Origin of the sequence: Pedobacter psychrodurus (genome assembly GCF_004331735.1) — a bacterium.
Classification (GTDB): domain Bacteria; phylum Bacteroidota; class Bacteroidia; order Sphingobacteriales; family Sphingobacteriaceae; genus Pedobacter; species Pedobacter psychrodurus.
In genome coordinates, this window is the sequence record NZ_SJSO01000015.1 from 1 (window position 1) to 12,926 (window position 12,926).

The window sequence follows — 12,926 nt, forward strand, 5'->3', positions numbered from 1 at the left end:
ATAAGCTGGATGAATGGGCAAAGGAAAACAATGTTGAACTGCTTTTTATCGAGCCTGGAGAACCAACACAGAACGCATATATAGAAAGATGCAATGGAAGCATCAGAAGAGAATTGTTAAATGCCTACATATTTCACTCCCTGGATGATGTGAGGGAGAAAGTGGAGGAATGGATGATGGACTATAATTACCATCGACCACATCAAGCGTTGAACTTCAAATCTCCCATCGATTTATTGAAGGAAATTTGAGGACAAAATTATACTTTTGAGTGGTCTGAAAAACAGGGGAGCTTACATCATTTGATACTGCCATCCTTGATCGGAGTGCAATATCAATTTATTCTTTTTATTAATTTTTTCAATAGCACCATTCAACATTTCTTTTATCTGTTGGAAATTCGGTGATTCAGAAATATTATAACTAACTATCTCCCCATTGAACATTTCAATTATTGGCGACAGATATATCTTTTTATCATTGACTTTAAACTCTGTAATATCCGTAGCCCATTTCTGATTTGGTTTCTCTGCTAAAAACTTTCTTTTTAGAAGATTTGGGGCTATTTTACCCACCTCACCTTTATATGACCGATATTTTTTTCTTCTGATAAGAGATTTCAGTCCTAATGAACCCATCAGTTTCGAAACGGTTTTATGATTAACAGTGTATCCCTGGTTCTTCAATTCCAAAGTTATTCTTCGGTATCCATACCTCCCGCGATGCTGGTTATAAATGGCTTTTATCTGCGCCTCTGTGGCACTGTGTTTCTGCAGGTAGGACTTTGTTTTTACATGATTATAATAACTGCTCCGGGCCATTTTTACAATATGCAGCAAATGTTCCAATGGATATTTTAGCCTCAACTCCTCAATGACTAACGCTTTCTCTTTTGCGCTTGTTTCTTCAGGGTTAAGGCCTCGAGCTTTTTTAGCACTTCATTTTCAGCACGTAGATATAAGTTTTCCCTTTCAAGCTCCTCGAGTCTGGTTAACGGTTTCTCTTTCTTCGATAATGGCTTCTTGTCTTCTTGCATGGGTTTGCGTCCTTTTGGTTTTGCATCTAATCCGCCTATGCCGAACTGCTCATACTTCCGTAGCCAGCCTAATAGCGTGCCATCACTTGCAATGTTAAAACGAATACAACATTCTTTCAAAGATAGAGTTTTGTCTCGATAACATTCAATGGCTAAAACCTTTAGCTCAATTGGATAATTGCTGGTTTTCTTTGAAACCAATCCGAGGTTACCAAATGATTCATAATAGCTTATCCACCTTCTCAGTAATGTTCGTGGAACTCCATGAAGTTCTGCTAATCCTTTCTTGGATTGTCCTGCTAAATATTCATTGACTAGCTTCAGCCTAAATTCTGCTGTGTACTTTCTTCGCATAAAAATGCCCCCAAATAGTGTCTAACTTTTTGGGGGCAGTGCATTGTTTTAGAGTGGCTTTTACCTTCCTACATTGGAGGATTTTTTTTCGTAGTATCAGGTGGCATTTTGGTGGTGTCAGGCATTTTTTTAGATGTTGTGTCTGGCATCGTTTTGGTAGTGTCCATCATTTTTGTAGAATCCGTCGCGGTACTGTCTGAAGAACCAGCCATATTTTTAGACGAATTGCATGCTGATGTGGCTATCATAAGAGAACCCGCAAAAGCAAGACTTAAGATTATTTTTTTCATAGTTTTTATTTTTATCTATAAACCTAACAACCTTCTAATCATTTGGTTTTATTTTTTTTTACTTTAGATTGCTTATTTTTTTTCAATCATGCTGATTATTAGTGTATTGCAAATGAAATAAAGGCATTATTCGTGGTGAATTTTTAACTTATTCAATAATTCGGGTGATACATTTTCAGCATATACACCATAACTATCTACCTATCTGCCGGGTCGGTCATTCCTTCAAACCGGTATACTTCTTCAATTTCAAATTCTTCAGGCATTAAGTACAAATCGATTGATTTACATTCCAGCCCATCAGCTGTTAAATTGAAATCTAAATTATAGCCACGACTATCTAAATCTGTTAAAGAGTCGGTGATCGTATCATAAACATGCATAGTTCTAATTTACGGAAATATTACTAAAACAAGATCTCCAAAACTTTAAAAGGTGATAAAACTTTCTGATATTAGTAAGTATGATTATTTCTCAAAACACCCTTAAATGGGTAATGCGTTTTTACCCACCCCTATTTTTTCAACGCATTTGGGTTCAGAAATTTGAAAATGAATTTAAAAGCTGTACGGTTAAGCTAAGTAAGAGTTTTCTAAATAAAAATTATAACGGTTCTATTTTTGGCGGTACTATTTATGCCGCTACAGATCCGTTTTATGCCTTGTTATTTGATCAGTTGATGCAGCGCCGTGGTTTTAAAGTCCGTGTTTGGTTAAAGAGCGCCTCTATACAATATTTAAAACCCGGACGTTCTACATTATATTTTACCATAACCGTAACTGATGAAATGCTTAATGAGGCAGAGCAAGCATTAAAAACCGTTGGGAAGTTTGTGAAAGCTTACCCGATGGAAATTACCAATAAAGATGGTGAGCTGTGTGCTACTGTGATGAATGAAGTGTATATCCGAAACCTGCATCAGGGCGAAACCCCTAGAGTTGCTTACTAATTTTTTAGATTATGCCGAGTATTAAGAGTTTAATTTTGCAGGGTGAGGGCGTTATGCTCGATTTTAAGAAAACCATTACCAGTACCGAGAAAATTGCCAAGAGTTTGGTTGCTTTTGCCAATAATAAAGGTGGTAAGTTATTAATTGGCGTGGCTGATGATGGAACGATCAAGGGTGTAAAATCGGAAGAAGAAGAAAAGTATATGATTTTAACTTCTGCGCATCAGTTCTGCAAACCCGCCATTGAGCCATATTTCGAGGAAATTTATGTAGATGATAAATTGGTTTTAGTAGCTAATATTCCAGAAAGTGACACCAAGCCACATTACGCACTTGATGACCAGAAAAAATGGTGGGCATATATCCGTATTGATGATAAAAGTGTTTTGGCTAGTCGGATTATTCTTGAAGTACTTAAACAGGAATATAAAAACAATGGCGTACTCATCTCTTATTCTGATAACGAAAAAAAACTGCTTGAATACCTGGAACAGAACGAAAAGATTACCTTAAAAGAATTTAGTAAGCTGTTGCGCAGTTCTTATCGTAAAGCCCAGAAAGTATTGGTTAATTTAATTTTGACCAATGTAATCAAATCGCATACTTCTGAAAAAGAAGAATACTTTACGGCGGTGAGATAGTTTAATATAACTATAATAAATCTCATTAGAAAAGTTATCATCTCGACTGAAGCGCAAAGAAATGGAGAGATCTATAATAGTTTTCTCAATAGCATTGCACTATATTATAAATAACAAATTCCATTAGGGCAGTCGTCATTCCCGCGCAGGCCTATCGTGTGGACACATCTTTTGAGTGTTGGGTTTTTGGGCGTTATGCTAGCCTACTTTAATAATACACAGGTTTTACCGAAGAACGTCCGTCAATCCCAAGTGGCAGGAAATCAAAAAAACGGGTGCAAAAAAGAACAAGTTGTACTGCCAAACCTAAAACGCAGTGGTTTTGTGAAAATAGCCCTCAAACTTTCATTTTGTAGAAACGAACAAAACAAAGTGCCGCTGTTTTTTTGATGAGCCTGGGCTGCGTGAGGCCACATTGCTGGATTGACAAAGCATTTATTCATGATTATTTATTGTTTTATAGGCATGAATGAGCTCCGCTAAAGCTCCGGTTTTGCATACTTTTGATGCCTCAAAAGTTTGATGCCCTGCGGCATAGGAGCAGAAAAATAATTAAATATTTGTGTCCACACGATAGGCGCAGGCGGGAATCTTAAAGCTTATTGCATTAAGATTCCCAATCGAGTTGGGAATGACGATACCTCGCACCCTGTCATCGCCACTAATTATTCCACACTACGACCGCGCTTGATTAAAACAAAACATTAACTTTTCGATACTTCTATTTTTTGAGCTTTAAAAAGCCGACCTTTGTAACCCTATGTTTTCTAAAATTTACACCAAGTATAAACCGTATTATAAAGAAAATCTTCATTTGGCATTGCCAATTGTAGGTTCTCAGGTTGGTCATACGTTGGTTCATATGGCCGATAGTATTATTGTTGGTCATTTCACTGATACCATTCAATTAGCTGCTGTTTCATTGGTAAACAGTATATTTATGCTTATTCTGGTAATTGGATTAGGTATCTCCTATGGTTTAACGCCACTTATTGCACAAGAAAATGGTCGCCAGAATTATGATGAATGCGGGAAGCTTTTATCAAACAGTTTGATCATCAATATCTGTGTGGGCATATTTTTATATGTACTTGTTCAATTGGGGATATTTTTTGTGATCGATAACCTGGAGCAAACACCAGAGGTGGTACGTTACGCAAAACCTTATTTAAACCTGTTATCGGTTTCGATTATCCCCTTATTGATTTTTCAGACATTTAAACAGTTTGCTGAAGGTTTAGGGTTTACCAAACAAGCCATGTTTGTTTCCATTTGGGGAAATGCCATTAATATTATTTTAGGAATCATTTTCGTGAAAGGAATGTTCGGCATTAAATCGATGGGGGTTAGTGGCGTGGGTTTAAGTACTTTGATTGATAGGATTTTAATGGCAACAGTAATGTGCTTTTACGTACTACGATCACAGCATTTTAAAAAATACCTGATCAATTTTAAAGCAACATTTTTTGATAAAGTTAGGGCGATTAAAATCACAAAGATTGGAATGCCTGTTGCTATGCAATATTCTTTCGAAATCAGTGCTTTTAGTGGTGCTGCAGTGCTTATCGGTACTATCGGCGCGGTAGAACAAGCTGCGCATCAAATTGCCATTAGTTTAGCCGCAATGACCTATATGATTGCCAGTGGTGTAGCTTCGGCAGCTACAATTAAAACTGGAAATAACTTTGGTAAGAAAAATTTCGACGATTTACGTAATTCTGCAATAGCCAGCTACCATGTTATTTTGCTGTTTATGTCTGTTACTGCAGTGATTTTTGTTTTAGCCAATAACATCATGCCTTTTATTTATACGGAAGATGCTGCTGTTATTCCCATTGCCGCCCAATTGTTGATCATTGCTGGCTTTTTTCAGCTCTTTGATGGTACGCAAGTTGTTGGTTTAGGTGTTTTACGGGGTGTTGGCGATGTTAATATCCCAACTTTTATCACCTTCCTAGCCTACTGGGTAGTTGGTATTCCAATTGGTTATGTGTTGGGATTTCATTTTAACTTAGGTGTTAATGGTATTTGGTATGGATTAACGTTAGGTTTATTAACAGCCTCTATCCTATTGTTTATGCGTTTTCAGAATAAAACGAGGGCGCTGAAGGTTGGTGTGTTATAATCTTTAAACGGCTGTTATTCTAGTGGTTAATTTACTTTGCGAAAATCAACATTAATTACCTTTTCAGCGCTTTTAGGTTTTGGAAATGAATTCCGGTGTTCCATTGGATGCAGTAGTCCCGCTATTCGTTCCAGCCGATGAAGAATCGGCATCCACTGCTATCGGGTTTATAATGAGAGGTTTGTGCCAGTAATATACATCCGAGCCATTCTTATGGTTATTTTATTTTATAAATCAATATAATTGGTATTTATGTAGTGGATTGATTTTACCTATTTAAGTAAGTGCGTCATTTCGACCGCAGTGGAGAAATCTTTTAAGATAGTCCAAAGATTTCTCCACTGTGCTATGCTTCAATTAAGTTACTAAGTCGAGATAGATTCTTCGCTGCATTCAAAATGACAGTATCCGTTATTTGCCCCCAACATTCACCACAACACCGATGGTGAAGATAGAATTGCCTGCTGACATGTATTTGCGGTTCTTTAAGCCGATATTACTGCTGGTGGTATATTGCAGCTGAAAAGTTTTGCTAAGCGCCATACGTGTAAAGAATACCGGCTCAAAGAAAATGTTATCTTCCTTTGGTTGGACAACGCCATTTAAAAAGAACCTGTCCATCTTAATATGGCTAATCCTTAATGCAGTGCCGTAATTGATCGGGAAATCAGTTCCAAATAAACGCAGATTGTTTTTCTTTTTCGAGCTGTAGTTAACCTGTAAAAATGTTTTTCGATAATCTACTTCCTGTAATTCAGAGCTGATGAGGAGGTCGTCTTTATAATCACGGAAAGTGATATCGCTCCACCCCTTTCCTACACCTGCATAAACTTCAATAATCCGGTTGTTATCTGGACCAAAAGTATCAAAATATCCTCCGCCAATTTCAATAAGTTTGTGTCCAAAATCCTTGCTTTTTCTTTCGCTATTCATTCTCGATCCGCTAAAAAGCACACCGATATGATCAGAAACGGCATAAGCTCCATTAACACTGGTATTACCTTTTAAAGAGATGTGTGCACCGCCACTAAATTCGCCCTGTTTGCTTAACATAGGGGTATTTGGAACGTTTGGCATATAAACTGAAGAACAACTGGCTGCGAAAAGAGCTAAAACTGGGAGTGTAAAACGTAAGTATTTAATCATAGATGTTATATAAACAGATTTTGATGGCAAAAATTGTGCTAGCGTTCCATTTTCATGAAATCTATTACTCTTTTAAACTCATCGTGTAAACCGGCTTTTAAATGGATTCTTTCTTTTGTAATGGGATGGTCGAATGCTAACTCAGAGGCATGGAGTAACATGGTTGTCATATCCCATTGCTCTTTAAAAAATTTGTTTTGTTTGTTGCAGCCATGTGTCCTATCGCCAATAATTGGATGTAGAATATGGCTAAAATGTCTTCTTAATTGATGCATCCTCCCGGTTTTGGGTGTGGCCTCTACCAATGAATACCGTGAAGTTGGGTGTTTACCGAAAGCTACAGCTACCTCTGCTCTTTGAAGTGTTCTAAAAGAGGTGAAAGCATCCTGCATCGTTCCATTTTCTTTAGCTAAAGGATAATCAATATCCATTGCATCGGGTGCAAAACCACGAAGAATAGCCAGGTATTTTTTATTGGTTTCAGTATTCATAAACTGCTGATGCATAGCAATTTCAGATGGTTTGTCAAAAGCAAATAATAAGATTCCGCTTGTCTTCCTATCTAGCCTGTGTACCGGGCTAACATGCTTGCCAACCTGATCTCTTAGTAATTGAAGTGCGAACTCCGTGGCGTCTCTTGCAATAGAAGATTGATGCACCAATAGTCCATGAGGTTTGTTAATTGCAATTAGATTTTCATCCTGATAAATAATCTCCAACATATCGCCGCGAAGATAAGGATATTATAGTTTTGTGTGTGGGCTTATCCAAATAAATCAAAAGCCAGGCGGTAAGTATTGCAGTGTGCATCTACAATATCTTTGATGTCTATGGAGTAGCCACCACCCATACTCACCTGCACTGGTAAATTTTTATCTTTACAAGCTTGCAGAACAATTTTGTCACGTTCTTTACATGCGGCCTTACTTAATGCCAGTTTACCCAGTTTATCTGTAGAAAGCACATCTACTCCAGATAGATAAAATACAAAATCAGGCTTAGCCCTGTCAAATGCCTTTTTTAAATTGATGTTTAAGGATGACAGGTATTCTTCATCCTGTACATCATCATCTAAAGGGACATCCAGGCTTGAAATTTCTTTTCTGAAAGGGAAATTCTTTTCACCATGCATCGAAAAAGTGAACACCTTTGGCTCATTTTGAAAGATTTCTGCAGTGCCATTTCCCTGGTGAACATCTAAATCTATGATTAAGATGCGTTTAGTTAAGTTTCTATTTAATAAATAGTTGGCGGTAATAGATTGATCATTTAATAAACAAAAGCCTTCGCCCCAATTGCTGCCGGCATGATGTGTACCTCCTGCAACATTAAAGGCAATTCCGTTACTTATTGCAAAGTGTGCTGCATCAATTGTACCCTGGGTAATCCTTAACTCACGTTCCAACAGCTGTGCGTTTAAGGGGAAGCCTATCCGTCTCTGGTCTTTGGCTGAAAGTGTTAAATCCCTAAGCTGTTCCCAATATGCTTTTTCATGAGTCGAGAGTATAATATCTTCTGAAACTGGTTCAGGACTAAATAAATTCTGCTGTGCTATAGTTCCTTCATGTAAAAGTTGTTCGGGTATCAACTCATATTTCAGCATCGGAAAACGGTGCCCTTCGGGTAAGGGGTGTGCGTAAAGCGGATGCCATGCAATTTTAATCATTAGCCTAAAATCTCTTCTACATGTTTTTCGATGTTCGTGCAGATCTGATCTACAGGCAGGTCGTTTGCATCTTCTCCAAATGGATTTTCTATTTCTTCAGCTATCAGCTCCAAACTCGCTAATACATAGAGGATAAAGGGGACAATCGGGATGACAAAATAACCTAAGCTAAACACCCATCCGAAAGGTAAAGTGATTACGTAGATAAAGATGAACTTCTTGATAAAGGCACTATAAGAATATGGGATTGGTGTGTTTTTGATGCGTTCGCAAGCGCCACAGATATCGGTAAATTGATTAAAATCGCTTGAAAGTACAATAAATTGTTCCTGCGATATAGCGCCCTTTTCTAGTAATTCATATAATCTGTTAATTAAGCTTCCCGCAATTTGGTTTGGAATATGTTTACCTTCTTCAACCTCTATTAAAAGACTGTTTTTACCAAAATACATTCTTTCGCGTAAATGTTCCTTTAAGGCAAAAGCATATTTTGGAATGCCGTATTCGAAAAAGCGGACATCTTCTTCCGTCAATTTAAGTGCCTTTATTTTCATGGCCAGGTTGCGGCTCACATTAGTTAATGATCCCAGTAACTTTCTTCCTTCCCACCACCTGTCGTATGCCGTATTAGTTCTGAAAACCAATAACATGGACAATACAAAGCCCAATAAGCTATGCATCATTCCTATGTTGGTAACGTAGTCACTTTTAGAAAGTTGAAGAAAATTGAGTTCTACAAAGGCTACCAAACCCGAAAAAATAGCTACTGCAAGCATTAACGGCCACAGCTTTCTGAAGGTATCGCTTTTATGGATGTGAAAAATGAAGGTACTCCAATTTTTAGGGTTGTAATTAATCATTTCTTAATTTTATTTGATGCGTATTTGTTCTTCGTTATAGTAAGACATCCTTACTTACTTTTAAAAGCGCTTGTCCGGCCAAATAAACATCTTCGAAAGAGTTATAAAGCGGAATAGCACTCAAGCGGATCACATCAGGTTCGCGCCAATCGCCAAGTATGTGGTTGGCCATTAAGCCATCAAAAATCTGTTTGCCCTTACGTTGCGCGATGATGGATAATTGGGCCCCTCTATCTTTGGCTACTTTAGGTGTGATAATTTTATACTGCTCTACTCCTAACTCTATATTTACTTCATTTATAATAAATTCAAGGTATGCAGTTAAACTAATACTTTTATTTCTTAAAGGCTCTATAAAGCCCGCCTGTTCGAATATCTGAAGAGATGCATGGTATAAAGCCATAGGCATTACCTGTGTACAGCTTACCTGCCAACCGTCTGCCCCAGCTTCTGGAATAAAGCCTTTTTCCATTTTAAAACGTTTACTTTCCTGGTAGCCCCACCATCCTGCAAAGCGGTTTAATTCAGTGTTGTTGAAATGTTTTTCGTGAACAAAGATTCCGCTTATTCCCCCCGGACCTGAATTTTGGTATTTGTATGAGCACCAACAAGCAAAGTCAACATCCCAATCGTGAAGCTTTACAGGAACATTACCTGCGGCATGTGCCAGATCCCATCCTACAATTGCCCCAATTTCATGTCCTGCTTTTGTAATGGTTTCCATATCGTACCATTGCCCGGTATAATAATTGATTCCGCTGAACAATACCAAGGCGATTTCATCAGTGTTTTCTTTGATCTTAGCTATAATATCTTCTGTGTGAAGTATTTCTTCGCCTTCTTTAGGAAAAACCTCTATAATCGCCTCTTTAGGGTCGAAACCATGAAATCTTACCTGGCTCTCTATTGCGTATTGGTCAGATGGAAATGCACCACCTTCCATAATGATTTTAAAGCGTTTGCCTTTGGGCTGATAAAAGCTAACCATTAACAAATGGAGGTTTACGGTTAAGGTATTCATTGGGCATACCTCTGATGGTAATGCTCCGACAATTGGTGCCATTAGCTTTTTGAGCGCTTTGTGATAGAACATCCAAGGTTCATTTCCATCAAACCAACCCTCTACTGCATAGTTGGCCCAGTTATTAAGCTGGTTCTTTAAAACTTCACTAGCTACTTTAGGTTGAAGTCCTAATGAGTTGCCGCACAGGTAAATAAAATCTATTCCATTGTGGTTTGGAAATAAGAACTGAGACCTGAAATGACGAAGCTGATCAGCTCCGTCTTGTGTTTGTGCGAATAATAAGTTGTTTTCAAAATTCATTGCCTCAATATTACAAAAAAAGCAGGTATTGTTTCCAAACCTGCTTTTCAATTTATGCAAAGAAATTAAAATTTTATGGTATCGTGTTTGCCTAAATCGGGTGTGCTGCCGGTTACTACTGCTTTTAATATGCTGAATAGTACCACTATTTTAGATGCTGAAGCATCCCAGTATTCCGCTTCTTCTGGTGTTACCTTTATTAAGATTAATCTGGGGTCTTCAATTCCATCTGGAAACCATGCCTTGATAAATGGAGAGAAATAAGCTTCTTTACGTACTTTATCATCTATCAGTTCAGCTTTACCCTTTACGGTTAGATAGGTGTTTTTAGATGGATCGCTATAAGCAAGCAATACATTGTTCTCTTTTGAAATTTCTTTAGATTTTAATGAATATTCGTTGGTGTAAAACCATAAGCTGCCATCATCTTCAATCTTTGCTGTGCCCATTGGTCTGCTTCCAAATTCATCTCCAGAAGAAAATGTAGTAAATATACAGGTTCGTACACTTTCTGCCATTTCTTTTAGGATTGCTATGTTTTTCTCGTTTTTCATAATTTTTGATATATGAAAGAAAAACAAGAAGTACGTCAAAAGGTTTCTGTTAATTAAACCTTATTTGGTTTGCTGACATATTTATTGCCTTTTAAAAAGAAGCGCCATGGTAATAAAGCATGTTCTTTGGCGTAAGCAATGCCTACGCGTGGTGTGGCGGCAATATCTTCGTCCTGGTAACGGATAGCATGGTCTTCTATCCAGATTTCATCTCCAGTTAGATTTTTAGCGTTAAAAGTTTTGTCTATCCCCAGCGCTTTTGCTGCAGAGCCTGGACCAGCTGATATGGCTCCCTTTGTATGTGGCATATTTCTTCTTTGCTCGATAATATCGATTCCGATCAAAGGCTCGATGCCTCTAATTAAAACAGCGTGTGGATCGTTTTCTTTCGAACTTACTATGTTAAAGAGGTTGTGCATTCCGTAGCAGAGGTATACATAAGCGATTCCTCCACTACCGTACATGGTTTCTGTGCGGTTGGTTCTGCGGCCACCATAAGCATGTGAAGCTTTATCCTTTATGCCAAAATAACCTTCGGTTTCGACGATGATTCCTGCGGTGATTTCGTTATTGATTCTGGTGTATAGTATCTTGCCTAATAGATCTTTTGCCAGGCTAACCACATCTTCATTCAGGTAATAATCTTCTTTTAACTTCAATATATTTATATTAACTATCTATTTAATATGATTGATATAACTTGCTCTAAATAAGTTTTATCTGTTTCATTAAATTTATCTAAAACTTCGCTATCTACATCTAAAACGCCTATCACTTCACCCTTCACAATCAATGGTAAAACAATTTCTGATCTGGAGGCAGATGCACAGGCAATGTGGCCAGGGAATTCTTCAACATCAGGAACAATAATGGTTTCTGCTTGTTGCCAGGATGCCCCGCATACTCCTTTTCCTTTTTTAATCCGTGTACAAGCTACCGGGCCTTGAAAGGGACCTAAAACCAATTCATCGTTTTTAACCAGGTAAAACCCTACCCAGAACCAATTAAACTGTTCTTTAAGTGCTGCTGCTACATTTGCAAGGTTTGCAATAAAATCTGTTTCGCCGTAAAGCAAAGCATCTATCTGCGGGATGATCGATTGGTATTGTTCTTCCTTTGATGTATTTCTGGTGATGGTTAAATCTTCTGCCATTTTAATTGTTTCTATAATCAAAGTTAATTATGATTTGTGAGATGTAGGCTAACCATAGTTTTTAATGACGAAAATTTGAATGATAACCTATTCTTAAAATTCTTAGTTTTGGCCTAATCAATAGTGAGTTTATGATCGTAGCCTTAACCATTACCAAATTCCGTGCCCTTACCGTTCCTTTTGCTTTTATGGGGATGGCTATTTTAAGGTTGCCGTTATGGTTAAACAAAAAATGTAAGTTCTGGAAATTAATGGGGAGCGGAAAAGATGCTCAGGTAGATTTAGCTCCAGATTACAAACATTGGGCAGTACTTACTACCTGGGATAACCGGAAGGATTGTGATGATTTTTATCGTAATTCTTTTGTGATGAAATGGTTCAGTTTCTTTGGAATTGAAAGTTTTACAATCTTATTAAACCCTTTATATAGTCACGGTTCGTGGTCAGAAATAGAGCCATTTAAAGGTGAAAAGATAAGTAGTGGTCATACTGGTAAAATTGCTGTGATTACCAGGGCAGCAATTAAGTTTAACAGGTTAAAGGAGTTTAGACGAAATATTAAAAAGGCGGCTGATGCCATGCGCATTGCCCCGGGTTTTATCTTGTCTGCTGGTATTGGGGAAAATCCATTTTTCGATCAAGCTACCTTTTCGATCTGGACTGATGCGGATAGCATGAAAAACTATGCTTACAAATCTGTTGATCATTCTGATGTGATTAAGCTCACCAGGGAGCGCGAATGGTATAGAGAAGAGCTATTTGCCCGTTTCTCGATTGTAGGTAGCTGGGGTACGCTTAATGGTGTATCTATTGAATTGTAAATAAAAA

17 protein-coding genes are annotated in these 12,926 nt (G+C 37.7%); 5 read left to right on the plus strand and 12 right to left on the minus strand.

What is annotated here, in order from left to right; all coding sequences use genetic code 11:
• Positions 1–251, plus strand: a 251-nt coding sequence (locus tag EZ456_RS16660) for an integrase core domain-containing protein (RefSeq protein ID WP_131532053.1), incomplete at its 5' end; no start/stop codon positions are given.
• 42 nt (positions 252–293) lie between these two features.
• On the opposite strand, the gene EZ456_RS16665 is transcribed toward EZ456_RS16660, so the two are convergent.
• From EZ456_RS16665 to EZ456_RS16680, 4 genes are all read right to left on the minus strand, one after another.
• Positions 294–866: an IS3 family transposase gene (locus EZ456_RS16665; RefSeq protein WP_262712003.1), complete on the minus strand. Its 573-nt coding sequence runs from the start codon at positions 864–866 to the stop codon at positions 294–296.
• Positions 867–877: 11 nt separating this feature from the next.
• Entirely contained in the window at positions 878–1,390 is a 513-nt protein-coding gene (locus EZ456_RS16670; RefSeq protein ID WP_131532057.1) for a helix-turn-helix domain-containing protein, read from the minus strand.
• A gap of 68 nt (positions 1,391–1,458) precedes the next feature.
• Complete coding sequence (locus EZ456_RS16675; protein ID WP_131532059.1) at positions 1,459–1,680, minus strand: coproporphyrinogen III oxidase; 222 nt, start codon at positions 1,678–1,680, stop codon at positions 1,459–1,461.
• Positions 1,681–1,877: 197 nt separating this feature from the next.
• Positions 1,878–2,063, minus strand: a complete 186-nt coding sequence (locus EZ456_RS16680) for a hypothetical protein (protein ID WP_225876559.1) — start codon at positions 2,061–2,063, stop codon at positions 1,878–1,880.
• Between the two features lie 80 nt (positions 2,064–2,143).
• On the opposite strand from EZ456_RS16680, the gene EZ456_RS16685 reads away from it, so the two are divergent.
• The 3 genes from EZ456_RS16685 to EZ456_RS16695 all read left to right on the plus strand — a co-directional run bounded on the left by EZ456_RS16685 (position 2,144) and on the right by EZ456_RS16695 (position 5,395).
• A complete protein-coding gene (locus tag EZ456_RS16685; RefSeq protein WP_131532061.1) occupies positions 2,144–2,629 on the plus strand; it encodes a DUF4442 domain-containing protein in 486 nt (161 codons plus the stop codon).
• 11 nt (positions 2,630–2,640) lie between these two features.
• Positions 2,641–3,270 carry an AlbA family DNA-binding domain-containing protein gene (locus EZ456_RS16690; RefSeq protein ID WP_131532063.1) on the plus strand — a complete coding sequence of 210 codons (630 nt, stop codon included), beginning with the start codon at positions 2,641–2,643 and terminating at the stop codon, positions 3,268–3,270.
• A 760-nt stretch (positions 3,271–4,030) separates the two neighbouring features.
• Positions 4,031–5,395: an MATE family efflux transporter gene (locus EZ456_RS16695; protein ID WP_131532065.1), complete on the plus strand. Its 1,365-nt coding sequence runs from the start codon at positions 4,031–4,033 to the stop codon at positions 5,393–5,395.
• Positions 5,396–5,806: 411 nt separating this feature from the next.
• On the opposite strand, the gene EZ456_RS16700 is transcribed toward EZ456_RS16695, so the two are convergent.
• The 8 genes from EZ456_RS16700 to EZ456_RS16735 form a co-directional block, all read right to left on the minus strand.
• Positions 5,807–6,541, minus strand: coding sequence for a hypothetical protein (locus EZ456_RS16700; protein ID WP_131532067.1), 735 nt, complete (start codon positions 6,539–6,541; stop codon positions 5,807–5,809).
• Positions 6,542–6,579: 38 nt separating this feature from the next.
• Entirely contained in the window at positions 6,580–7,263 is a 684-nt protein-coding gene (locus EZ456_RS16705) for a pseudouridine synthase (protein WP_131532069.1), read from the minus strand.
• Between the two features lie 41 nt (positions 7,264–7,304).
• Entirely contained in the window at positions 7,305–8,207 is a 903-nt protein-coding gene (locus EZ456_RS16710; protein ID WP_131532071.1) for a histone deacetylase family protein, read from the minus strand.
• Complete coding sequence (locus EZ456_RS16715) at positions 8,207–9,067, minus strand: bestrophin family protein (protein WP_131532073.1); 861 nt, start codon at positions 9,065–9,067, stop codon at positions 8,207–8,209. Before EZ456_RS16715 ends, EZ456_RS16710 begins: the two co-directional genes overlap by 1 nt.
• A gap of 34 nt (positions 9,068–9,101) precedes the next feature.
• A complete protein-coding gene (gene kynU / locus EZ456_RS16720) occupies positions 9,102–10,391 on the minus strand; it encodes a kynureninase (protein WP_131532075.1) in 1,290 nt (429 codons plus the stop codon).
• 65 nt (positions 10,392–10,456) lie between these two features.
• Positions 10,457–10,945: a pyridoxamine 5'-phosphate oxidase family protein gene (locus EZ456_RS16725; RefSeq protein ID WP_131532077.1), complete on the minus strand. Its 489-nt coding sequence runs from the start codon at positions 10,943–10,945 to the stop codon at positions 10,457–10,459.
• A 53-nt stretch (positions 10,946–10,998) separates the two neighbouring features.
• Positions 10,999–11,604 (minus strand): DNA-3-methyladenine glycosylase, encoded by a 606-nt coding sequence (locus EZ456_RS16730; RefSeq protein WP_131532079.1) that lies wholly within the window; start codon positions 11,602–11,604, stop codon positions 10,999–11,001.
• A 14-nt stretch (positions 11,605–11,618) separates the two neighbouring features.
• Entirely contained in the window at positions 11,619–12,098 is a 480-nt protein-coding gene (locus EZ456_RS16735) for a GAF domain-containing protein (protein WP_131532081.1), read from the minus strand.
• A gap of 131 nt (positions 12,099–12,229) precedes the next feature.
• Between EZ456_RS16735 and EZ456_RS16740 the strand changes: the two genes are divergently transcribed.
• Positions 12,230–12,919: a DUF3291 domain-containing protein gene (locus EZ456_RS16740; RefSeq protein ID WP_131532083.1), complete on the plus strand. Its 690-nt coding sequence runs from the start codon at positions 12,230–12,232 to the stop codon at positions 12,917–12,919.
• Positions 12,920–12,926 lie beyond the last annotated feature (7 nt).

Excerpts from the sequence above, each read along its gene's own strand:
- EZ456_RS16670 (WP_131532057.1), bottom strand. The coding sequence starts at position 1,390 with ATGCGAAGAAAGTACACAGCAGAATTTAGGCTGAAGCTAGTCAATGAA.
- EZ456_RS16675 (WP_131532059.1), bottom strand. The coding sequence starts at position 1,680 with ATGAAAAAAATAATCTTAAGTCTTGCTTTTGCGGGTTCTCTTATGATA.
- EZ456_RS16680 (WP_225876559.1), bottom strand. The coding sequence starts at position 2,063 with ATGCATGTTTATGATACGATCACCGACTCTTTAACAGATTTAGATAGT.
- EZ456_RS16685 (WP_131532061.1), top strand. The coding sequence starts at position 2,144 with ATGATTATTTCTCAAAACACCCTTAAATGGGTAATGCGTTTTTACCCA.
- EZ456_RS16690 (WP_131532063.1), top strand. The coding sequence starts at position 2,641 with ATGCCGAGTATTAAGAGTTTAATTTTGCAGGGTGAGGGCGTTATGCTC.
- EZ456_RS16695 (WP_131532065.1), top strand. The coding sequence starts at position 4,031 with ATGTTTTCTAAAATTTACACCAAGTATAAACCGTATTATAAAGAAAAT.
- EZ456_RS16700 (WP_131532067.1), bottom strand. The coding sequence starts at position 6,541 with ATGATTAAATACTTACGTTTTACACTCCCAGTTTTAGCTCTTTTCGCA.
- EZ456_RS16705 (WP_131532069.1), bottom strand. The coding sequence starts at position 7,263 with ATGTTGGAGATTATTTATCAGGATGAAAATCTAATTGCAATTAACAAA.
- EZ456_RS16710 (WP_131532071.1), bottom strand. The coding sequence starts at position 8,207 with ATGATTAAAATTGCATGGCATCCGCTTTACGCACACCCCTTACCCGAA.
- EZ456_RS16715 (WP_131532073.1), bottom strand. The coding sequence starts at position 9,067 with ATGATTAATTACAACCCTAAAAATTGGAGTACCTTCATTTTTCACATC.
- kynU (WP_131532075.1), bottom strand. The coding sequence starts at position 10,391 with ATGAATTTTGAAAACAACTTATTATTCGCACAAACACAAGACGGAGCT.
- EZ456_RS16725 (WP_131532077.1), bottom strand. The coding sequence starts at position 10,945 with ATGAAAAACGAGAAAAACATAGCAATCCTAAAAGAAATGGCAGAAAGT.
- EZ456_RS16735 (WP_131532081.1), bottom strand. The coding sequence starts at position 12,098 with ATGGCAGAAGATTTAACCATCACCAGAAATACATCAAAGGAAGAACAA.
- EZ456_RS16740 (WP_131532083.1), top strand. The coding sequence starts at position 12,230 with ATGATCGTAGCCTTAACCATTACCAAATTCCGTGCCCTTACCGTTCCT.